General features: G+C 72.5%; 18 protein-coding genes. 7 read left to right on the top strand and 11 right to left on the bottom strand.

The features are described from left to right. Positions 1 to 3: 3 nt before the first annotated feature. The gene (locus ABEA46_RS03735; RefSeq protein ID WP_345543013.1) at positions 4 to 765 is read right to left on the bottom strand and encodes a helix-turn-helix domain-containing protein; all 762 of its coding nucleotides are present in this window, start codon (positions 763 to 765) and stop codon (positions 4 to 6) included. A 105-nt stretch (positions 766 to 870) separates the two neighbouring features. Between ABEA46_RS03735 and ABEA46_RS03730 the strand changes: the two genes are divergently transcribed. Next, positions 871 to 1,374 (top strand): VOC family protein, encoded by a 504-nt coding sequence (locus ABEA46_RS03730; RefSeq protein ID WP_345543012.1) that lies wholly within the window; start codon positions 871 to 873, stop codon positions 1,372 to 1,374. A gap of 33 nt (positions 1,375 to 1,407) precedes the next feature. On the opposite strand, the gene ABEA46_RS03725 is transcribed toward ABEA46_RS03730, so the two are convergent. After that, positions 1,408 to 2,217 carry an SGNH/GDSL hydrolase family protein gene (locus ABEA46_RS03725; RefSeq protein ID WP_345543011.1) on the bottom strand — a complete coding sequence of 270 codons (810 nt, stop codon included), beginning with the start codon at positions 2,215 to 2,217 and terminating at the stop codon, positions 1,408 to 1,410. A gap of 94 nt (positions 2,218 to 2,311) precedes the next feature. Beyond that, positions 2,312 to 2,752 carry a YdeI/OmpD-associated family protein gene (locus ABEA46_RS03720; RefSeq protein WP_345543010.1) on the bottom strand — a complete coding sequence of 147 codons (441 nt, stop codon included), beginning with the start codon at positions 2,750 to 2,752 and terminating at the stop codon, positions 2,312 to 2,314. Positions 2,753 to 2,821: 69 nt separating this feature from the next. Between ABEA46_RS03720 and ABEA46_RS03715 the strand changes: the two genes are divergently transcribed. Beyond that, positions 2,822 to 4,069: an APC family permease gene (locus tag ABEA46_RS03715; RefSeq protein ID WP_345543009.1), complete on the top strand. Its 1,248-nt coding sequence runs from the start codon at positions 2,822 to 2,824 to the stop codon at positions 4,067 to 4,069. On the opposite strand, the gene hisS is transcribed toward ABEA46_RS03715, so the two are convergent. The 3 genes from hisS to nhaA are packed head-to-tail and all read right to left on the bottom strand — an operon-like array spanning position 4,053 to position 7,196. Then, positions 4,053 to 5,321 (bottom strand): histidine--tRNA ligase, encoded by a 1,269-nt coding sequence (gene hisS / locus ABEA46_RS03710; RefSeq protein ID WP_345543113.1) that lies wholly within the window; start codon positions 5,319 to 5,321, stop codon positions 4,053 to 4,055. The two genes, ABEA46_RS03715 and hisS, sit on opposite strands and share 17 nt — an antisense overlap. A 31-nt stretch (positions 5,322 to 5,352) precedes the next feature. Next, positions 5,353 to 6,081: a nucleoside triphosphate pyrophosphohydrolase gene (locus tag ABEA46_RS03705; protein WP_345543008.1), complete on the bottom strand. Its 729-nt coding sequence runs from the start codon at positions 6,079 to 6,081 to the stop codon at positions 5,353 to 5,355. Then, a complete protein-coding gene (nhaA, locus tag ABEA46_RS03700; RefSeq protein ID WP_345543007.1) occupies positions 6,048 to 7,196 on the bottom strand; it encodes a Na+/H+ antiporter NhaA in 1,149 nt (382 codons plus the stop codon). Before nhaA ends, ABEA46_RS03705 begins: the two co-directional genes overlap by 34 nt. A gap of 155 nt (positions 7,197 to 7,351) precedes the next feature. Between nhaA and ABEA46_RS03695 the strand changes: the two genes are divergently transcribed. Both ABEA46_RS03695 and ABEA46_RS03690 read left to right on the top strand, forming a co-directional pair. Then, positions 7,352 to 10,024, top strand: a complete 2,673-nt coding sequence (locus ABEA46_RS03695) for a phosphoenolpyruvate carboxylase (protein ID WP_345543006.1) — start codon at positions 7,352 to 7,354, stop codon at positions 10,022 to 10,024. Between the two features lie 4 nt (positions 10,025 to 10,028). Continuing rightward, complete coding sequence (locus tag ABEA46_RS03690; protein ID WP_345543005.1) at positions 10,029 to 11,246, top strand: phosphotransferase; 1,218 nt, start codon at positions 10,029 to 10,031, stop codon at positions 11,244 to 11,246. Positions 11,247 to 11,250: 4 nt separating this feature from the next. Here ABEA46_RS03690 and ABEA46_RS03685 read toward each other — a convergent pair whose 3' ends face one another. Further along, on the bottom strand, positions 11,251 to 11,850 hold the full coding sequence (locus ABEA46_RS03685) for a gamma carbonic anhydrase family protein (RefSeq protein ID WP_345543004.1): 600 nt from the start codon (positions 11,848 to 11,850) through the stop codon (positions 11,251 to 11,253). Between the two features lie 160 nt (positions 11,851 to 12,010). On the opposite strand from ABEA46_RS03685, the gene gdhA reads away from it, so the two are divergent. Together gdhA and ABEA46_RS03675 are read left to right on the top strand one after the other, a co-directional pair. Beyond that, on the top strand, positions 12,011 to 13,363 hold the full coding sequence (gene gdhA, locus ABEA46_RS03680) for an NADP-specific glutamate dehydrogenase (protein ID WP_345543003.1): 1,353 nt from the start codon (positions 12,011 to 12,013) through the stop codon (positions 13,361 to 13,363). 211 nt (positions 13,364 to 13,574) lie between these two features. Further along, a complete protein-coding gene (locus tag ABEA46_RS03675; protein WP_345543002.1) occupies positions 13,575 to 13,772 on the top strand; it encodes a hypothetical protein in 198 nt (65 codons plus the stop codon). A 44-nt stretch (positions 13,773 to 13,816) separates the two neighbouring features. Here ABEA46_RS03675 and mfd read toward each other — a convergent pair whose 3' ends face one another. Further along, positions 13,817 to 17,449, bottom strand: coding sequence for a transcription-repair coupling factor (gene mfd, locus ABEA46_RS03670; RefSeq protein ID WP_345543001.1), 3,633 nt, complete (start codon positions 17,447 to 17,449; stop codon positions 13,817 to 13,819). A gap of 154 nt (positions 17,450 to 17,603) precedes the next feature. Here mfd and ABEA46_RS03665 point away from each other — a divergent pair, with 154 nt between their 5' ends. Next, complete coding sequence (locus ABEA46_RS03665) at positions 17,604 to 18,197, top strand: hypothetical protein (protein WP_345543000.1); 594 nt, start codon at positions 17,604 to 17,606, stop codon at positions 18,195 to 18,197. A gap of 22 nt (positions 18,198 to 18,219) precedes the next feature. Here ABEA46_RS03665 and pth read toward each other — a convergent pair whose 3' ends face one another. The 3 genes from pth to ABEA46_RS03650 are packed head-to-tail and all read right to left on the bottom strand — an operon-like array spanning position 18,220 to position 20,163. Beyond that, positions 18,220 to 18,807 carry an aminoacyl-tRNA hydrolase gene (pth, locus tag ABEA46_RS03660; protein ID WP_345542999.1) on the bottom strand — a complete coding sequence of 196 codons (588 nt, stop codon included), beginning with the start codon at positions 18,805 to 18,807 and terminating at the stop codon, positions 18,220 to 18,222. A 58-nt stretch (positions 18,808 to 18,865) separates the two neighbouring features. Next, entirely contained in the window at positions 18,866 to 19,672 is an 807-nt protein-coding gene (locus tag ABEA46_RS03655) for a hypothetical protein (protein WP_345542998.1), read from the bottom strand. Beyond that, positions 19,669 to 20,163 carry a DUF6114 domain-containing protein gene (locus tag ABEA46_RS03650; protein WP_345542997.1) on the bottom strand — a complete coding sequence of 165 codons (495 nt, stop codon included), beginning with the start codon at positions 20,161 to 20,163 and terminating at the stop codon, positions 19,669 to 19,671. Before ABEA46_RS03650 ends, ABEA46_RS03655 begins: the two co-directional genes overlap by 4 nt. Positions 20,164 to 20,226 lie beyond the last annotated feature (63 nt).

Below are 20,226 nucleotides of genomic sequence, written 5' to 3'. Positions count from 1 at the left end.
CCCTCACCGATCGCCGCGGTAGTCCGACGCGGTGAAGCCCAGCACGGTGCGGAAGTCGTGGGCAAGGTGCGCCTGATCGGCGTAGCCGAGGTCCGCGGCGATGTCGGCCAGTGAGGCGCCCGGGTCATCGCGCACGCGCTGCGCCGCCTCTTGCAGACGCCGGCGACGGATCATCGCGGCCGGCGGAAGGCCCACGGTGCGGTGCGCGAGACGCTGGAGCGTGCGCGCCGACACCCGCAGCCGCTCGGCGGCGTCGTCCAGGCGCAGGACGCCGGGATCGTTCATCAGCAGCTCCGCCACCGCATTCGCCAGCCGCGCCTCGGGGGTGAGTGCGCCGACCCGCGCGACGAGCCACGACTCGACGGCGTCGACGGCCGCCTGCACGTCGGGCATCGCCGCAGCGACGGCGCCGTGCAGCGCCGGCTCGTCGAGCACGACGTGGCTGTCGGCGAGGTCCGCAGGCGCGGCGGTCAGAACCGACAGCGCCGCGGGGCGCAGCAGCGCACCCACCGCCCAGCCGCTCCCCCGCAGCACGCGTTCACTCGGACGCGTCGTCACACCCCAGAGCGTCACGCCGTCGGGCTCGACGGCGAGATTGGCCGCCGGATAAGACAACAGCGTCTGGCGCGATTCGACGCCATCGGGCAGGTCCCACTGCGGGATCCAGTACCACTCGACGAGATCGGATGCCTCGTCCCCGGGCGGCAGCCGCGTGAAATGCGGCAGGCGGTCGGGGTAGAGCACGCCTCGGGTCGGGTCGGTCACGCGGCAACGGTAGCGGGCCGCTCCGACACGCGGTGACGGACGCACCGGCCGAGGTTGTCGCGAATCTGCAAGCCGCGGCATCCACCCCTCCGCGACCATCGGAGCATGACCACAGAGAACACCGCCGGCGTGACCGGCGCCCACACGACCGACGGCCGTCCGAACACGGCCACCAGCCTCACCCCGTTCCTCGCGATCCGCGGCGCGAAGGAGGCCATCGACTTCTACCGCGACGTGTTCGGCGCCCGTGTGGTCGACGTCACGGAGTTCGGCGGACTCGTCGTCCACGCGGGGCTCGACTTCGGCCTGGGATTCCTGCAGCTCGGCGAGCCGTCGCCCGACTACGGGCTCGTGCCGGCCCCCGAGGGCGACGCCGACTGCTACTCGATGGGCATCTACGTGCCCGACGTCGATGCCGTGACGGCCAAGGCGGTCGCCGCGGGCGCGACGGTCCGCGAGGAGCCGTCGACGTTCGTCTCGGGCGACCGCTTCTCGAGCGTGCGCGACCCGTTCGGCGTGCGCTGGTCGATCATGACCCGCGTGGAGGACCTGTCCGAGGAGGAGAGCGCCGCCCGCGTCGCGGAGTGGGCGGCGTCGTACGCGGGCTGACGCGCGACCGGCGAGGGGCGGCGACGGGTGCACTCACCCGTCGCCGTCGCTCAGCGCCGCGATCACGGCCGGCAGCAGCGCTTCTGCGGTGCGCCGGTAGCCGAGCGCGCTCGGGTGGAACCGGTCGAGACTGAACATCTCGTCAGGCTGGGTCACGAAGAACGGCCCCACCGCGCGGCGCAGCGACACCGCCCGCGCGTCGTGGCGTGCGGCCGCCTCGGCCTGCGCGTCGGCCAGCTGGCGCGACAGCCGTGCGCCCAGCGCCCGCAGCGGCTGCGGCACCGGACGCAGGGCACCGAGGTCGGGGCACGTTCCCACGACCACCGCCGCACCTCGCGCCTGCAGACGCACGATCGCCTCTTCGAGCTGGGCGGCCGAGGCCGACACCGGAATCCGGTGCGTGACGTCGTTGCCGCCGACCACGATGACCGCCACGTCGGGCCGGTAGTCGGCGGGCAGTGCATCGATCTGCGGCGCCAGCATCGACGTCTCGGCGCCCACCACCGCGGCCGTGCGCAGCCGCACCGGGCGGCGCTCGGTGCGCGCGAGGCCCTTCGCGAGCCGGGCGCCCAGCGTGTCTTTGCGGCGCTCGGCACCGAGGCCCGCGGCGATGGAATCGCCCAGCACGACGAGCTCGCGCGGCGGCCCGTCGAAGCGGCCGCCCCACACGCGGTCGGCGTCCAGCGCATCCTCGCCGAGCGGCTTGCCGATCCGGCGCCGCGCGACCGCGGCCTGGCGCGACAGCATGGTGCGCCCGCCCAGGATCACGAGCCCGGCGCCCAGAGCGACCCCCACCACGCCGAACACGAACGACCGGGGCACGACGTCACGGGAGCGGGCCATGGGCACATACCACCGCACGCGGATGAACGGATGCCGTCACGCCGATGACGCACCGGTGGCCCGGGACCTGGGCCCGCGCGCCCCGAGCGCCGGCTCAGGAGCCGGTGAACTCCTCCACGGCGGCGGCGACGCGGCGCTCGCGGGTGTCGGCGCGCTTGGCCTCGGCGACACCGCGTGCGAGCTCCTTGCGCCGAGAGAACGACAGCGCGTCGAACGCGGCCCTCGCGCCGGCGGCCTCGAGCGCCGCGGCGAGGTCGTCGGGCACATCGACCTCGCGTTCGGCGGTGTCGAGCGCGACGGTGGCGTCGACCTCGTCGCCGATGTCGACGCCGAGCTGCGCGCGCACCGCCTTCGAGAGGCCGATGAGGTTCTTGCCGTCCATCACGCCCAGGCGCACGCGCGCCGTGTTCCCGCCGATGCCGACCACGACGGCGGCACGCTTGCCGCCGCCCAGTTCGTCGACCTGGGCATCGGTGAGCTCGATCGCCGTCGCGGGACCGAACGGCACGAGCACGGTGTGCAGCTGCAGCGTCATGCGCCCATCCTGGCCGAACCCGCAGAGCGCCGCGAGAGCCGTTCTCGTCCGCGCGCTAGAGTCCCGCCCGTGACCACCCCTTCGCTGCAACGCCGCCTGGGACTCGGCGACGCCGTGTTCATCGGCCTCGGATCGATGGTCGGTGCAGGCGTGTTCGCGGTGTGGGCGCCCGCCGCGGATGCCGCCGGCACCGGCCTGCTGGTGGGCCTCGCGATCGCGGCCGTCGTGGCGCTCGGCAACGCGACCTCGTCCGCGCAGCTCGCTGCGGCGCATCCGACCTCGGGCGGCACCTACGCGTACGGCCGCGCGGAGCTCGGACCATGGTGGGGCTTCATCGCCGGCTGGGGCTTCGTGATCGGCAAGACCGCGAGCTGCGCCGCCATGGCGCTCACCTTCGCCGCCTATGCCGCGCCTCCCGGATGGGAGCGCCCCGTGGCGATCGCGGCGGTCGCCCTGCTGACCGCGGTGAACTGGTTCGGCGTGACGCGCACCGCGGGCGCCGCGCGCGTGATCGTCGTGATCACGCTCGGCGCGCTCGCGGCCGCCGTGACGGCCGCGATCTCGGGCGGCGCCGTCGCAGACTCGTTCGCTTCCGGCTCGCTGTGGGCTGGCGGCGCCTACGGCATCCTGCAGTCCGCGGGGCTGCTGTTCTTCGCCTTCGCCGGGTACGCGCGCATCGCCACGATGGGCGAGGAGGTGCGCGAGCCGCGCCGCGTCATCCCTCGGGCGATCGTCATCGCTTTCGCCATCGCGCTGGCCGTGTACGCGGTCGTCGCGGTGGCGGTGCTCGCGGCGCTCGGACCCGCCGGGGTCGCGGCATCCACCCAGCCCGTCGCCGACGCCGCCGCGCGCTCGGGGTGGGCATGGATCGGTGTCGTCGTGCGCGTCGGGGCGGCGGCGGGATCGCTCGGCGCGCTGCTCGCCCTCATCGCGGGCGTGAGCCGCACGGCCTTCGCGATGGCGCGCGAGCGCGATCTGCCCGCCGTCCTCGACCGCGTGCACCCGCGCTGGCACGTCCCGCATCGCGCGGAGCTCACCGCGGGCGCCCTCGTCGTCGTGCTCGTCGCAGTGGTCGACCTGCGCGGCGCCATCGGGTTCTCGTCGTTCGGCGTGCTGCTGTACTACTTCGTCGCGAACGTGGCGGCGCTCCGCCAGCGCGGCGAGGCGCGGCGGTACCCCGCTGCGCTGCAGATCGTGGGAGCGATCGGATGCCTCGTCCTGGCCGTCACGCTGCCGTGGACGTCGGTCGTGGCCGGCGTGGTGGTGGTCGCGGTCGGCGTGGCCTACCGCGCCATCCGGCTCAGCCGAGCGGCTTGACCTCGAGCGCCTCGGCCGTCATCCCCGCGCCCACCGTCGCGAACGCCGTGTAGCCGTCGGCGGCTGCGCGCTCGAGCAGCGCCTTGAGGTTCTTGGTGCGGTGCTCCAGGCGCACCCGCGACCCCTGACGCACGAGCGCAGCCTTGAGTGCGAGCAGCTCCCCTTCGGGCACGTCGCGGTCGTGGACCAGCACGACGGCCTCAGCGGCGGCATCCCCCCGCTCTGCGACCAGGTCGACGATGCGCTCGAAGCCGATCGAGAAGCCCACGGCGGGGACGTCCTGCCCCAGGAACCGGCCGATCATGCCGTCATACCGGCCGCCGCCACCCAGCGAGTAGTCGACGGACGGGTGGGCGAGCTCGAAGATCGTGCCGGTGTAGTAGCCCATGCCGCGGACCAGGAACGGATCGAACACGAGCGGGATGTCGCCGAGCGGGCCGTCGGCGCCGCGCGCCGCGGCGACCGCCGCCCCGATGCCGACGAGGTGCGCGACGATGTCGTCGGGAGCCTGCGCGGGCAGCGCCTTGCGGATCTGGCGCTCGCCGTACGGGTTGTACTCCATCGTCATCGGCCGGCGCAGGAACGCGGCGAATGCGTCCACGGCCGCGGCGGTCGCGCCGCGCTCGCGCAGCTCGGCGACGATGCCGTCGGGACCGACCTTGTCGAGCTTGTCGATCGTGATGAGCACCCCGGGGCGCTCGTCGGCGGCGAAGCCGAAGCTGTCGAGCATCCAGTCCAGCACGCGCCGGTCGTTGATGCGGATGCTGCCGCCTTCGAGGCCGAGGGCGTCGAGCGTGTCGAGCGTCGCGACGGCGAGCTCGGCCTCGGCGCGCGCCGACGCGTCGCCGATGATGTCGATGTCGCACTGCACGAACTGGCGGTAGCGGCCCTTCTGCGGGCGCTCGGCGCGCCAGACCGGGGCGATCTGGATCGAGCGGAACACCGTCGGCAGCTGCCCGCGGTTGCTCGCGTAGAACCGCGCGAGGGGCACGGTGAGGTCGTAGCGCAGACCCAGGTCGGTGAGATCGGCAGGCTCGTCGGCGGCCGCGCGGATCGCGTCGGCGTCGAGGCCGCGCTTGAGGACGTTGTACGCGAGCTTCTCGTTGTCGCCGCCGATGCCGGCGTGCAGCCGCGAGTACTCCTCCATGACGGGGGTCTCGATCTCGTCGAAGCCGTGCGCGCGGTAGCGCTCGCGGATGACGGCGAGCACGCTCTCGCGGCGGGCCTTGTCAGCGGGGAGGAAGTCGCGCATGCCGCGCGGCGGGTTCACGGATGCCACGGGTCTATCTTTCCAGAGCCTCAGGACTGCCCTCGGCGGCTTGGATGTCAGCGGTCAGCCCCCGCAGGCGCTCGCGCAGCGCCCGCTCGGCGTCCCAGCCGTTCGCCTTCGCCGTCGTCACCAGTGCCAGCAGGGCGTCGCCGAGCTCGGCCTCGCTCGTGGGCTCGGGGCGTTCCGTCTCGCTTCGCTCGCTCAACGACCGGCAGCCTTCCGCCTCCGGGACGGTCACCCCCACGCTCGACGCCTTCGACAGGAGCTTCTGGGCGAGGGCGAGACTCGGCATGTGGGTGCTCACGCCGTCGAGCACGCTCGTGCGCGACGACTTCTCCGCCGCCTTCGCCGCGTTCCAGTGCACCAGCACCTCTTCGGGCGTGGTCGCGACGGCGTCGCCGAAGACATGGGGATGCCGCCGCACCATCTTGTCGGTGAGCCCCCGCGCCACGTCGTCGATGTCGAACGGATCATCGGCGTCGCGCGAAGCGATCTCGGCGTGGAACAGCACCTGCCACAGCAGGTCGCCGAGCTCTTCGCGCAGCTCGGCGCGCGAGCCGTCCTCGACGGCATCGATGAGCTCCGCGCTCTCTTCGACGAGGTACGGCACGAGTGCGCGGTGGTCGATCTGCTGCGTCCACACGCAGCGGTCGCGCACGGCGTGCATGACGAGCGCGGCCTCGCGCAGCGCGTCGGGGTCGGTGGGGGTCACGCGGTCGCCGTCAGGCGTCGATGGTGCCATGCCCGCCACGATACGAGCCCTGCGGCCAAGAGGAGCGAAACGACCGAACCGGCGAGCACGCCGAGGGTCGCCTGATCGCGCAACGGCGGGGCGTCGGCGAACGCGAGCTCCGACAGCAGCAGCGACACGGTGAACCCGATGCCGCCCAGTGCTCCGGCGGCCAGCAGGTCGGCGAAGGCGAGCGGCGGCGGTCCGCCGCGGTGCGCGACGCGCAGCGACACCCACCCGAACACCGAGATGCCCACGACCTTGCCGACGGGGAGCGCCACCAGCACGCCCCAGAACGCCGGCGACAGCTGCGACAGGGGCACCGACGGGATCGCCACGAGGGCGGCCGAGAAGGCGAAGACGGGGAGCACGATGACGTTCACCCAGGGCTCCAGCTCGTGGCGCACGCGCAGCGCAGGACGCTGGGCCATCGCGAGCCCGAGCACGACACCGGCGATCGTGGCGTGCACGCCCGACAGATACACGAGCACCCACGTCGTGAGGGCGAGCACGGCCAGCACGATCGCGATCGGCACGCGGGCGCGCGTGTCGAGCCCGCGGCTCAGGATGCCGAACGCGACGACGGCGACGGCCGCCCCGGCGAGCGCGCCGAGGTTCACGTCGGCGGTGAACAGCACCGCGATGAACACGATGCCGACGATGTCATCGAGGATCGCGAGCGCCAGCAGGAACACCCGCAGCGCCGATGGCAGCCCCCTGCCGAACACCGCCAGCACCCCGAGCGCGAACGCGATGTCGGTCGCGGTCGGGATCGGCCAGCCGGCGGTGGCATCGGACCTCCACGCGAAGATCGCGTAGATCAGGATCGGCAGCAGCACGCCGCCGGTCGCCGCGATCGCAGGCTGCAGCGCCTTGCGCGCGGAGTTCAGCTGACCGCTCGTGAGCTCGTACTGCAGCTCGACGGCGACGACGAAGAAGAAGACCGCCAGCAGGCCGTCCTTGATCCAGTGCGAGACGCTGAGCTCGAACACCCCCGGGATGCCCAGCTCGGCGTGCATGACGGCATCCACCGCTCCGGCGGCGGGCGAATTGGCCACGATCAGCCCGAGCGCGGCGGCGACCAGCAGGACGATCGCGGGGAATCTGGCAGAGCGAAGAAGCGACATCGGGCCTCCGTGGGGGGCGTTCGCGGGTCGGCAAGGACGTGCCGACCAGACTTCCCGGCTCTCCGCGGGCCAGTCTAGCCAGAGCGCCCGTGCGGCGGTCGTCACACAGCGTCCGACGTGACATCCGTGAAACGACACAGCGTTAGCCTGGAGTGATGCGCGAACTCACCAACACCGAAGCGATCGACCTCGTCGGGCGATTCGAGGCGGAGCAGGGAATCCCCGAGAACATGCGCGGCGATGTGCGCCTCTTGGGCACGCTGCTCGGTCAGGTGCTGCGCGAGAGCGGCTCGACCGGCCTCTACGAGGACGTCGAGCGGCTGCGCACGGCGACGATCCAGGCGTACACCGATGAGACGCCCGAGGCGTTCGCCCGCGCCGCGGCCATCGCCGACTCGTTCACTGTGGCCCGCGCCGACGAGGTGGCCCGGGCCTTCACCGCGTACTTCCACCTCGTCAACCTCGCCGAAGAGCACCAGCGCGTGCGCGTGCTGCGCGAGCGCAACGGCCGGCAGGGCGGCGGCGAGTCCGCCGACACCGTGGCATCGGCCTTCACGCGTCTGGCTGCCGAGGTGGGCGACGACACCGCCCTGCAGCGCCTGCAGGCGCTGCGCTTCCACCCTGTCTTCACGGCCCACCCGACCGAGGCCCGCCGTCGAGCCGTCTCGACGAGCATCCGCCGTCTGGCCGATCTCCTCGGCGAGCACGATCTGGCACAGACCGGGGGCGCCGACGAGCGCCGCGCCCAGCGCCGCATGCTCGAAGAGATCGACACGCTGTGGCGCACCGCGCCGCTGCGCCCCGAGAAGCCGTCGCCCACCGACGAGGTGCGCGCGGTCATGGCCGTCTTCGACGACACGCTCTACACCGCGGTCCCGCACGTCTACCGCCGTATCGACGACGCGCTGCAGGGAGCGGATGCCGGCGGCAGGGCCCCGATCGTCCGCCCGTTCGTGCGCGTCGGATCTTGGGTCGGCGGCGACCGCGACGGCAATCCGTTCGTGACGGCATCCGTCACCCGCAAGGCGTCCGCGATCGCGAGCGAGCACGTCCTGCTCGGCCTGGAGCACACGGCCAGCCGCATCGGCCGCACGCTCACCCTCGATGCCGCCACGACGCCGCCGAGCGACGCTCTGGTCGCTCTGTGGCAGCGTCTGCGCGCCGCCGACGAGGACGCCGCGAAAGACATCGCCAAGCGCTCCCCCGACGAGCCGCACCGCCGCATCATGCTGCTCATCGCGCGCAAGATCGACGCGACGCGCAAGCGCAACGCCGACCTCGCGTACCGCGACCCCGAGCATCTGCTCGCCGACCTGCGCACCGTGCAGGACTCGCTCGTGCAGGCGGGAGCGCCGCGTCAGGCGTACGGACACCTGCAGCAGCTGCTGTGGCAGATCGAGACCTACGGGTTCCACCTGACCGAGCTCGAGGTCCGTCAGCACTCGGCCGTCCACGCCAAGGTCCTCGCGGAGCTCGAGTCCGACGCGCCCCGCAGTGAACTGGCCGAAGAGGTGCTCGACGTCATCCGCACGATCGCGTTCCTGCAGGAGCGCTACGGACCGCGCGCCGCCGGCCGCTACATCGTGTCGTTCACGCAGTCCGCCGACGACCTCGCCAACGTCCACAAGCTGGCCCGCTTCGCGGTCGGCCCCGACGGCACGCCCCCGGTGCTCGACGTGATCCCGCTGTTCGAGACGTTCGCCGACCTGCAGGCAGCGCCCCGCATCCTCGCAGAGATCGTCCATCACCCCGAGTTCGCGGCACGCCTGGACGCCACCGGACGCCGCCTGGAGGTCATGCTCGGCTACTCCGACTCGTCCAAGGACGTCGGGCCGGTCGCGGCCAACCTCGCGCTGTACCAGGCGCAGGCCGAGATCGCCGAGTGGGCCGACGAGAACCGCATCGAGCTCACGCTGTTCCACGGTCGCGGTGGTGCGCTCGGTCGCGGCGGGGGCCCTGCGAACTCGGCGATCCTCGCCCAGCCGCCGCACTCGGTCGACGGCCGGTTCAAGCTCACCGAGCAGGGAGAGGTCATCTTCGCCCGCTACGGCGACCCGGCCATCGCGATCCGCCACATCGACCAGGTCGCCGCCGCGATCCTGCTCGCCTCGGCACCCTCGAACGAGGACCGCAACCGTGCGGCCGCCGAGCGCTACGCCGACGTCGCCGCGACGATGGATGCGGCATCCCGCGAACGGTTCTTCTCGCTCGTCAAGGCGCCCGGGTTCGCGCCCTGGTTCGCGACAGTGACCCCGATGGAGGAGATCGGTCTGCTCGCTCTCGGCTCGCGCCCGGCCCGTCGCGGCCTGTCGGTCGAGTCGCTCGAGGACCTGCGGGCGATCCCGTGGGTGTTCGCCTGGACACAGGCGCGCATCAACCTCGCCGGCTGGTTCGGCCTGGGCACGGCACTGGAGACCGTGGGCGACGAGCAGCTGCTGCAGCGCGCCTACCAGGAGTGGCCGCTGTTGCGCACTCTGATCGACAACGTCGCGATGAGCCTCGCGAAGACCGACGATCGCATCGCGCGGCACTACCTCGAGCTCGGAGACCGCGACGACCTGGCGGCGCTCGTGCGCGACGAGATGCACCTGACGCGCGACTGGGTCATCCGCGTCACCGGCGGCACCGAGCTGCTCGGCAACAAGCCGGTGCTGCAGCGGGCCGTCAAGATGCGCAGCCCCTACGTCGATGCACTGTCGCTGCTGCAGCTGCGGGCGCTGCGCGCGCTGCGCGAGGCGCCCCAGGACGCACCCGTCGATCCCGAACTGCAGCGCCTGCTGCTGCTGTCGGTCTCGGGTGTCGCGGCGGGCCTGCAGAACACCGGGTGACCCGGTGACCGCGGCGGCCGGGCTCTCGGTCCGGCTGGTGCTGGTGCTCCCGGGCGGCACACCGCTCGGGGTGACGGCGCCGTTCACCGTGTCGCCCGGCTCCGACCCCGCCTCGGAGCCGGACTGGGACTGGCGCGAGGTTCCCGCCGTCCTCGCCGCGGCCCGCACCGCGCTCGGCATCGCGCCGACCCTGCTGCGGCTCGCTCGCGTGACGCCGCGCACTGCGGACGCCCCCGAAGAGGTCGTGTACGTCGCCGAGGTGCCCGAGCGCCCCGCGCTCACGCTCTACGACGGAGATGCCGCGCTGATCGCCGACGCGCGCCTGCGCATGGCGTGGGCCAAGCCCGGCGGACCGAGCCGGTACCTGATGTGGGCGCAGGCGGCGCTGGCCGCCCAGGGCGTCGCGATCATCCGCGAGCCCGAGCAGATCCGCACGTGGAACCTGTCCGCGCTCTGGCGCCTGCCCACCGGCTCCGGCATCGTGTGGCTCAAGGCCGTGCCGCCCTTCTTCTCGCACGAGGGTGCGGTGCTCGAGCGGCTGCAGGAGTTCGCGGTGCCGCGCCTGCTCGCCCGCACCGACGACGCGGTGCTGCTCGCCGACGTGCCCGGCGACGACCGCTACGGCGCCGGCGCGACGACCGCGCGCCGCATGATCGACCTGCTCGTCGGCATCCAGTCGTCCGTCGATCCGTCGACCCTGCCGTCCATGCCGCGGTGGGCGCCCGCCACGCTCGTGCCGATGGCCGAGCGCACGCTGGCCCTCGCGGACGACCTCGACGCCGAAGACCGCGCCGCGGTGGCGAGCCTCATCGCCCGGCTCCCCCGGCTCGAGGCCGACCTCGGCGCCTGCGGCCTGCCCGACACGCTCGTGCACGGCGACTTCCATCCCGGCAACCTCCGCGGCGACGACGACGGGCTCGTCCTGCTGGATTGGGGCGACAGCGGCATCGGTCACCCGCTGCTGGACCACGCGGCCTTCATGGAGCGGATGCCGGCGGCCGCGGCATCCACGCTCTCGGCGTACTGGACCACCGCCTGGCGCACGGTCGTCCCGGGAGCCGAACCGGAGCGCGCGCTGGAGCTGCTCGCGCCCTTCTCGGCGCTGCGGCAGGCGACGCTGTACCGCGGGTTCCTCGACCGCATCGAGCCGTCGGAGCACATCTACCACCGCGCCGACCCGACGATCTGGCTGCGGCGGACCGCCGCGCTGCTGCGCGGCTGACGGCTCAGTCCAGGCGGCGGTCGTCGGCGTGCCGGGCGAGGCTGCGGCCGTAGCGCTCGGTGAGCTGCACCATGAGGTCGGGCGTCTCGCGGTCCAGCCCGAACACATAGCCCGGGAAGTCGAGCTCGCGCTGCGCCGCCCAGATCTCCTCGTGGCGGTCCGGCGACAGCACCTGGAGAGGGTCGCCGACAGCGACCCAGCCGATCGGCACCGTCGTCTCGGCGGGCAGCGTCGTGCGCAGGTGCACGACCGCGTTGATGCGCACCTCGCTGCGCGCGCCGATGCGGGCGCCGTTGAACACCCGCGTGCCGGTGGCGAGGAACACCTCGTCCTCGATGACGGCGCCCGAGACGCTCGCCATCGGGCCGACCAGGACGTGGTCGGCGATGTGCACCGGATTGGTCGCGGTCGCGCGGATCAGCGCGTTCTCCATCACGATGACGTTCGCCCCGAGGGTGATCGGGCCGCCCTCCGCCGTGATCACCGCGCCGTGCAGGATCTGGCAGTCGGGGCCGATCGCGACATCGCCGCTGATCACGGCGCTGGCAGCGACAGTCGTGGTGGGGTGGATGCGGGGCTCAGCCCCGAGGTGCTCGAAACGCATCGTCGCCGTCTCCCGCGCTCGTGGATCGGATGGGGCCAGCGTAGCCGTCGCACAGGTCGTCACACGCGCGAGCGCGCCCCGCACGGTATGTAGGGTGTAAAAGCGCCGACGACGTCGCCCATTCTGCTGGCCTTCCGAAAGCACCACCCCCATGTCCTCAGTGACCACTCTGACCTCCAACGACACCGTCCGGCTCGTCCTGGACACTGTCGAAGCCCGCAACCCCCACGAGCCTGAGTTCCTCCAGGCCGTCCACGAGGTGCTCGAGTCGATCGCACCGGTGCTCGACACCCACCCCGAGTTCGTCGACGGCGGCATCCTGGAGCGGATCGTGGAGCCCGAGCGTCAGATCATGTTCCGTGTGCCGTGGGTCGACGACTCCGGCCGCCTGCAGGTCAACCGCGGCTACCGCATCCAGTTCTCGTCGGTGCTCGGCCCGTACAAGGGCGGCCTGCGCTTCCACCCGTCGGTGAACCTGTCGATCATCAGGTTCCTCGGCTTCGAGCAGATCTTCAAGAACGCGCTCACCGGTCAGGGCATCGGCGGCGCGAAGGGCGGCAGCGACTTCGACCCGCACGGCCGCTCGGACGCTGAGATCATGCGCTTCTGCCAGTCGTTCATGAGCGAGCTCTACCGCCACCTCGGCGAGCACACCGATGTGCCCGCCGGCGACATCGGCGTGGGCGCGCGCGAGATCGGCTACCTGTTCGGCCAGTACCGCAAGATCACCAACCGCCACGAGTCGGGCATGTTCACCGGCAAGGGCGTGCAGTGGGGCGGCGCCGAGGTGCGCACCGAGGCGACCGGCTACGGCGCGGTCTTCTTCGTCGAAGAGATGCTCGCCGTCCACGGCGAGACGCTGCACGGCAAGCGCGTCGGCGTCTCGGGCTCGGGCAACGTGGCGATCTACGCGATCGAGAAGGCCCACCAGCTCGGCGCCACGGCCGTGACCGCGTCGGACTCGTCGGGCTACGTCCTCGACGAGGCCGGCATCGACGTCGATCTGCTGCGCCAGATCAAGGAGGTCGAGCGCGGCCGCATCTCGGAGTACGCGGCCCGCCGCCCCGGCGCGACCTACGTCGAGGGCGAGCGCCCCTGGCACGTCGCCGTCGACGTCGCGGTCCCGTCAGCCACGCAGAACGAGCTCGACGCCGACGACGCCCGCGCGCTCGTCGCGAACGGCGTGCGGGCCGTCGCCGAGGGTGCCAACATGCCCTCGACCCCCGAGGCCGTCGAGGTGCTGCAGGGCGCCGGCGTGCTGTTCGCGCCCGGCAAGGCCGCCAACGCCGGCGGTGTCGCCACCTCGGCGCTGGAGATGAGCCAGAACGCCGCCCGACAGCGCTGGAACTTCGATGACAGCGAGGCCAAGCTCCGCGGCATCATGGCGAACGTGCACCACGCCGCCTTCACGGCCGCCGAGAAGTACGGCCGTCCGGGCGACTACGTCGCGGGCGCCAACTGCGCGGGCTTCGAGCGCGTCGCACACGCGATGCTGGCCCAGGGCGTCATCTGACGCCAGAGCGTCTCTCGGACGGGGAACCGGATGCCGCGGCATCCGGTTCCCCGCCTTTTCTGCACCCTTCGGCACGGCGGTCTGGTAGCGTCGCCGCCGTGAAGAGCGGGGTGGTGCCGGACGCGCAGCGCGGCTCGACAAGGGAAGGCGACCCGACCGGTTCGTGATCCGCCCATCCTCCTTCGCCCCGACAGCGAGAGGGGGTGGATGCATGAGCGAGCAGACCATCGCCGCCGGTGACGTGATCACGGCGACCGTGACGAAGGCCGTGCCGTTCGGCGTTCTCGTGGAGTGCGCCGGCGTGCCGGGACTCGTGCGCGGCACGGCGGCTGATCCGGGCGTCGAGCTGCGCGTGCGGGTCGTCGAGTACGACGCCGCACAGCAGCGGTTCTCGGCGACCCGCGCGTGACGCGGTGCGGGGCGTCCTTCGGGGCGCCCCGCACCCCGCGCTCGTCAGGCGTCGGCGGCCGGCGCGGCCTCGGGCTTCTTCTCGGGCCACAGCTGGTCCAGCAGCTGACCGACCCAGGCGATCAGCTCGGCGTCGCCGAGCGCCTCGCCGCCCGCGCTCGGCAGCGGCACGACCATCGCCTCACCGCCTGCCACGAGCTTCGCCTTCGGGTGAAGGCGCTGCAGCCGCACGCGCATCGAGTCGGGCAGGTTCGCCGGGGCGACCCTCAGGTTCGGGCCCATAGCGACGACGTCGGCCAGCCCAGCCTGGGCGGCGCGGCGCCGCAGGCGCGCGATCGCCAGCAGGCCCTCGACCTCGGCGGGCGGCTCGCCGTAACGGTCGGTGAGCTCGTCGATCACGAGGTCGATCGCGTCGTCCTTGGCCGTGACAGATGCTGCAGCCGACAGCTTCTGGTAGGCCTCGAGGCGCAGACGCTCGCTGTCGATGTACGACTCGGGGATGCGCGCCTGCACCGGCAGCTCCAGCCGCAGCTCGGTCGGCCCCTCGGTCGCTTCGCCGCGGAACGTCGCGACGGCCTCGCCGATCATGCGCAGGTACAGGTCGAACCCGACCCCAGCGATGTGACCGGCCTGTTCGGCGCCCAGCAGGTTTCCCGCACCGCGGATCTCGAGGTCCTTGAGCGCGACCTGCATCCCCGAGCCGAGGTCGTTGTTGACCGCGATCGTCTCGAGCCGGTCGGCCGCGGTCTCGCTGAGCGGCTTCAGGTCGTCGTAGAGGAAGTACGCGTACGCCCGCTCGCGGGCACGGCCCACGCGTCCGCGCAGCTGGTGCAGCTGGCTGAGGCCGTACTTGTCGGCGCGGTCGATGATGATCGTGTTCGCGTTCGAGATGTCCAGGCCGGTCTCGATGATGGTCGTCGAGACCAGCACGTCGGCCTTGCGCTCCCAGAAGTCGTCGACGACCTGTTCGAGCATGTGCTCGCCCATCTGCCCGTGGGCCACCGCGATGCGCGCCTCGGGCACGAGCTCGGCGAGCTCGGACGCGATGCGCTGGATCGACTGCACGCGGTTGTGGACGTAGAAGACCTGCCCCTCGCGCAGCAGCTCACGGCGGATCGCGGCGGCGATCTGCTTGTCGTTGCGCGGGCCGACGTACGACAGGATCGGATGCCGGTCCTCGGGCGGAGTCTGCAGGGTCGACATCTCGCGGATGCCGGTGACCGCCATCTCGAGCGTGCGCGGGATGGGCGTCGCGCTCATCGCGAGGATGTCGACGTTGGTCTTCAGCTTCTTGAGCTGATCCTTGTGCTCGACGCCGAAGCGCTGCTCCTCGTCGATGATCATCAGGCCGAGGTCCTTGAAGATCACCTTCTCGGTGAGGATGCGGTGGGTGCCGATCACCATGTCGACGGTGCCGTCGGTGAGTCCGGCGAGGGTCTCGCGCGCCTGCTTGTCGGTCTGGAACCGCGACAGCGGCCGCACCTTGACCGGGAACCCGGCGAACCGCTCGGTGAACGTCTCGAGGTGCTGCTTGACGAGCAGCGTGGTCGGCACGAGCATCGCCACCTGCTTGCCGTCCTGGATCGCCTTGAACGCGGCGCGCACGGCCACCTCGGTCTTGCCGAAGCCGACGTCGCCCGACAGCAGCCGGTCCATCGGGATCGGCTTCTCCATGTCGGCCTTGATCTCGTCGATCGTCTGCAGCTGGTCCGGCGTCTCGGCGAACGGGAACGCCTCTTCCAGCTCGCGCTGCCACGGAGTGTCGGGACCGAAGGCGTAGCCCTTCGAGGCCATGCGCGCCGAGTACAGCTTCACCAGCTCGACGGCGATGTCGCGGACCGCCTTGCGCGCCTTGCTCTTGGCCTGCGCCCAGTCGCTGCCGCCCATCTTCGACAGGCTCGGCGCCTCGCCGCCGACATACCGCGACAGCAGATCGAGCTGGTCGGTGGGCACGAACAGCTTGTCGCCCGGGTATCCGCGCTTGGACGGCGCGTACTCGAGCACGAGGTACTCGCGCACGCTCTTGACGGCGTTGCGCCCGCCGCTGGAGACCTCGCGCTGGGTCAGCTCGACGAACCTGCCGATGCCGTGCGTGGCGTGCACGACGTGGTCGCCGGCCTTCAGCTGCAGCGGGTCGACGACGGCCTTGCGGCGCGACGCGAGCTTCTTGACCACCCTCGTGTCGCCGCCGATCGTGCGGCCGTAGAACTCGGACTCGGTGAGCACGGCGAGCTTCGCGTCGGGCGACTCGAAACCGCGCTCGAGCACGCTCACGACGACGTGCGCGACGCCGGGCTCGGGTGCGTGCAGCACGTCGTCGACCTTGCGCGCTGCGATGCCGCGCTCGGCGAGCACGTCGCGGGCACGCTCGACGAGTCCGGTCCCGGATGCCGCGACCACCACGCGCCAGCCGTCCGCGAGCAGCGCACCCACGTGGTCGGTGGCCCCCTCGACGTTGCCCTGGAACGACGGCACTCCCGTGCCGGGCACGCGGATGGCGGCGGAGGCCTCCAGCGCGACCTCGATATCGGTGCTGATCGGGCCGTCGAGCAGGCCCTCGACCGTGGCATCCGCCTCACCCGAGTCGAACGCACTCAGCGTCCACCAGACGCCGCTGCGGGCATGGGCGGCCTGGCGCAGCTCGGGCAGCGACAAGAAGTCGCCGGCGCCCAGGTCGACCGGCGTCTTGGCGCCGGCCGTGGCCGCGCTCCAGGCCGCGTCGAGGAACTCGCGGTTCGTCTCGCCCAGCGTGATCGCGCGCGTGACGGCGCGCTCGGGGTCGACGAGTGCGACGCCGGCACCCTCGGGCAGGTAGTCGACGAGCGTGACGATGCTGTCGACGACGGCGGGCAGCAGCGACTCCATGCCCTCGACCGGGATGCCCTCGGACATCTTCTCTAGCATGCCGGTGAGACCGGGGAACTCGTCCTTCAGCTGACGCGCACGGCCGCGGACGGCTTCGGTGAGCAGCAGCTCGCGACTGGGCACCAGCGTGACCTCGCGCACCTCACCGGGCAGCGAGCGCTGGTCGGCCACCGAGAACGCACGCATCTCGTCGACCTCGTCGCCGAAGAACTCGATGCGGTACGGGTGCGGTGCTGTCGGCGGGAACACGTCGAGGATGCCGCCGCGCACGGCGAACTCGCCGCGCCGCGACACCATGTCGACGCGGTGGTAGGCGAGCTCCACGAGTCGCGTCACGACGTCACCGAGCTCGTGGCCACGGCCACCCCTGACGAGCTCGACGGGAGCGACCTCGGTGAGCCCGCCGGCGAGCGGCTGCAGGGCGCCCCGCACCGAGGCGGTGATCACGAGCGGCGTCGCGGCATCCCATCGTGCGACTCGCGAGAGGATCTCCAGCCGGACCCCGACTGTCTCGGTGCTGGGGCTCAGCCGCTCATGCGGCAGCGTCTCCCACGCCGGGAAGTGCAGCACCTCTGCCCCGGGCAGCAGCGCCCCGAGCGCGGGACCGAGGGATTCGGCGCGGCGACCGGTGGGTGCGATGAGCAGCAGCACAGGTGGCCTGCCCGCGGCACGGCGCTTCTCGATCAGCGCCGCCAGCAGCGGGGCGTCGAGTCCTTCGACGAGGGAGAAGTCGGCATCGACGGATGCCGCGGCCACCGCGTCCCGGAAGGCTTCCGCCTGTTCGAGGGCGCGCACGATCCCGGGAACTGTCACCGGACGAGTCTACGCCCGCGAGTGAGGCCCGACCGCTTGCGGGCGGGGCCGAGCGAGCAAGCGTCGAGCGCCGCAGGCGCGAGCACGGCGCGCCGCCGACATCGCGGCGCGGCGGGGCGGGGACCGGTCGGGGACGCGCTCATAGGATGAGGGCGTGACCACCCCCGACGCCTCGCCGCAGCCGCCTGTCCCGCCGGGCGGATGGGTCCCGCCGGCCGCACCGCCGTTCGGCGTGCCCCAGGCCCCGCCCGCGGCGACACCGGGCGTTCCGGTCCCCGCACCCGGCGCGTACGCCCCGCCGGCAGGATATGCGCCGCCGCAGGGGTTCGGGATGCCGCAGCCCGCTGCCGCTCCGGCGCGCCGTGGTCGCGGGCTGGGGCTGATCGCGCTCGTCCTGGCGCTGGTCGCCGTCGTGGGTGCGGGGATCGGCGGGGCGATCGCGAGCTTCCGCATCGGCCTCGGGGCGGGCAAAGGACTCGCCTCGCTGCCCCTGGACGGCAGCTGGGACTGGTCGATCCTCACGCCGGTGCGCGACTGGGTGCTGCTGGGCGAGGTGTCGTTCTGGTTCGGCACGGCGATCGGCGTGTGGGCGCTCGTGCAGGGCATCGTGGCGACCGTGACCGGCCGCGGACGGGCGCTCGGCATCACGGCGATCGTCGTCGCGGCACTCGGCCCGATCGTCTTCGGCGGCCTCGTGCAGGGATTCCTCACGGCGGGGCTCGCCGCAGGCACCGGCATCGGCGGCTGAGCCCGAGCCCTCGGGCCCGCGGCTACGCGCGCGGCGCGTGGTGCTTCTGCTGCGCGGCCAGCAGGCCCTCGTCCACGAGCTGCTCGACCGCGTCGGCGGCATCGCCCACGAGGATCGGGAGGTTCTTGCGCTCGGTCGCGCCGAACGGGTCGAGCACCCAGTCCGCCGGGTCCTGCCGGCCCGACGGGCGTCCGATGCCGACCCGCACACGAGGGAACTCCGGGGTGTCGAGCGCCTTCGCGATGTCGCGGACGCCGTTGTGCCCGCCGTGACCGCCGCCGACCTTGAGCTTGATGGTGTCGAACGGGATGTCGAGCTCGTCGTGGACGACCACGACGTGCGAAGGGTCGATGCCGTAGAACTTCGCCAGCCCGGCGACCGGGCCGCCCGACACGTTCATGAACGTGTTGGCCTTCGCGAGGATGATCTTCGGCCCGCCCGGGCGCAGCCAGGTCTCGACCACGCGGGCGTTGGCCTTGTGCGCCTTGAAGCTCTCGCTGCGGCGGCCGGCGAGCTCGTCGACAACGAGCTGGCCCACATTGTGGCGGGTCAGTTCGTAGCGGGGGCCGGGGTTGCCGAGCCCGACGACGAGCCACGTGTTCTCGGCCATGCCGGCGTCCTCTCCGGCCCGCGCGCAGGGGGCCGCGGGCCCCCACGAGCGTACCCGCTCAGAATGTCGCCTGATGCGAGTCGTCGTACGTGATGCTGTCGGCGAGCATGCCGCGCAACGGCAGCGTCAGGCGCGTGAGCGAGGCGAGCTCGTCGACGGTGGGCGTCGTGAGGGTGTCGATGAGGCGCTCGGTGCCGTCTGCGAGGATGCCGCGGATCGACGGCGTGTAGACGACGACGTGCCCCTCGACCGTGAGGGTCGTGGCGGTGTTGCGCAGTCCGCCCTCGCCCGAGGGCACGTCGAGGCGGAAGCCGTCGACGACGATGCTGTCGGCGCGCAGCCGGATGGCGCGCTCGGTCGAACCGTCGGCCAGGCGCACGCTCACGATCGCGATGCCCTGCAGCCCCTCGATCCGCAGGCCGGCGCCGGAGAGCGTGGCCGGGTCGCCCGTGAACACCGGCGCAGCCTCGTCCAGTGGCGCGAGCGGATCAGGCTCGGGCGCGGGTGCGGGTGCGGCCGGCGCCGGTGGTTCGTCGGAGGCCGGAGTGGATGCCTCGCGGTCGCTTTCGCCGTCGGCCCGGGTGCCGGTGCCGGCGGGGGGCGTCGGAGTGGGTGCCGGGCTTGGAGCGACCGTCGGCGTCGGCGTCGGCGTGCCGGACGGATCGGGCGCCGGCGTGCTCTCCGGCGACGGGACGGCGCAGTCGGCGAGACCGAGCAGCGGTCCGAGCGGAGTGGGGATGAGGCATCCCTCGTCCGTCGTGACGCGCGCCGTCGGCAGCGCCGAGGCTGCCTGTCCGGTCCCGGCGACCAGCAGCAGCGCGAGCAGGGCGCCGGCGCCGGCCCGCCACACCGTCGTGCGGGTCATGCGGTGCCCTCCGGCGCGACGGCGGCCTCCGGCTGTTCTCCGGTCGCCGCGGCGAAGCGCGGAGCCCACGAGACAATGATCACGCCGCCGATGCAGCCGAGCAGGAAGCCGACGAAGAAGCCGCCGAGGTTGACCGCGACGAGCGAGTAGATCGAGCCGACGAGCACGATCACGCCGTAGAAGATGCGGTGCGCCGGCATGCTGACGGCCAGGATGCCGGCCAGCGCGATGATGAGCGGCAGGATCGTGGCCTGCATGCCCTCGATCCCGACGTGCACGGTGATGTTGCCGAGATCGAGCTGGGTCGACAGCAGCATCGCCGTCGCGCCCAGCACGGTCAGGGCGCCGCCGATCACGGGGCGGGTCCGGTACCAGGCGGCGGCCCCGCGCCTGGTCGGCGCGTCGCTCGCGGCGGCGTGGGCACCGTCGTCGAGCAGGTCGTCGAGGTCGTCGGCACGCTGTTCGGGGGAACGCGGGTCGGCGTCGTGCATCGGAGGACTCCTTCGTCGTCGTGCGGGTGCGGGTGCGGGGCAGGCGGCTGAGACCCGCCCCGC

Source organism: Microbacterium jejuense, assembly GCF_039544225.1.
Taxonomy (GTDB): Bacteria; Actinomycetota; Actinomycetes; order Actinomycetales; family Microbacteriaceae; genus Microbacterium; species Microbacterium jejuense.
Note: the sequence above shows the minus strand (reverse complement) of the source record. Positions and strands in the feature narration are given on the sequence as shown.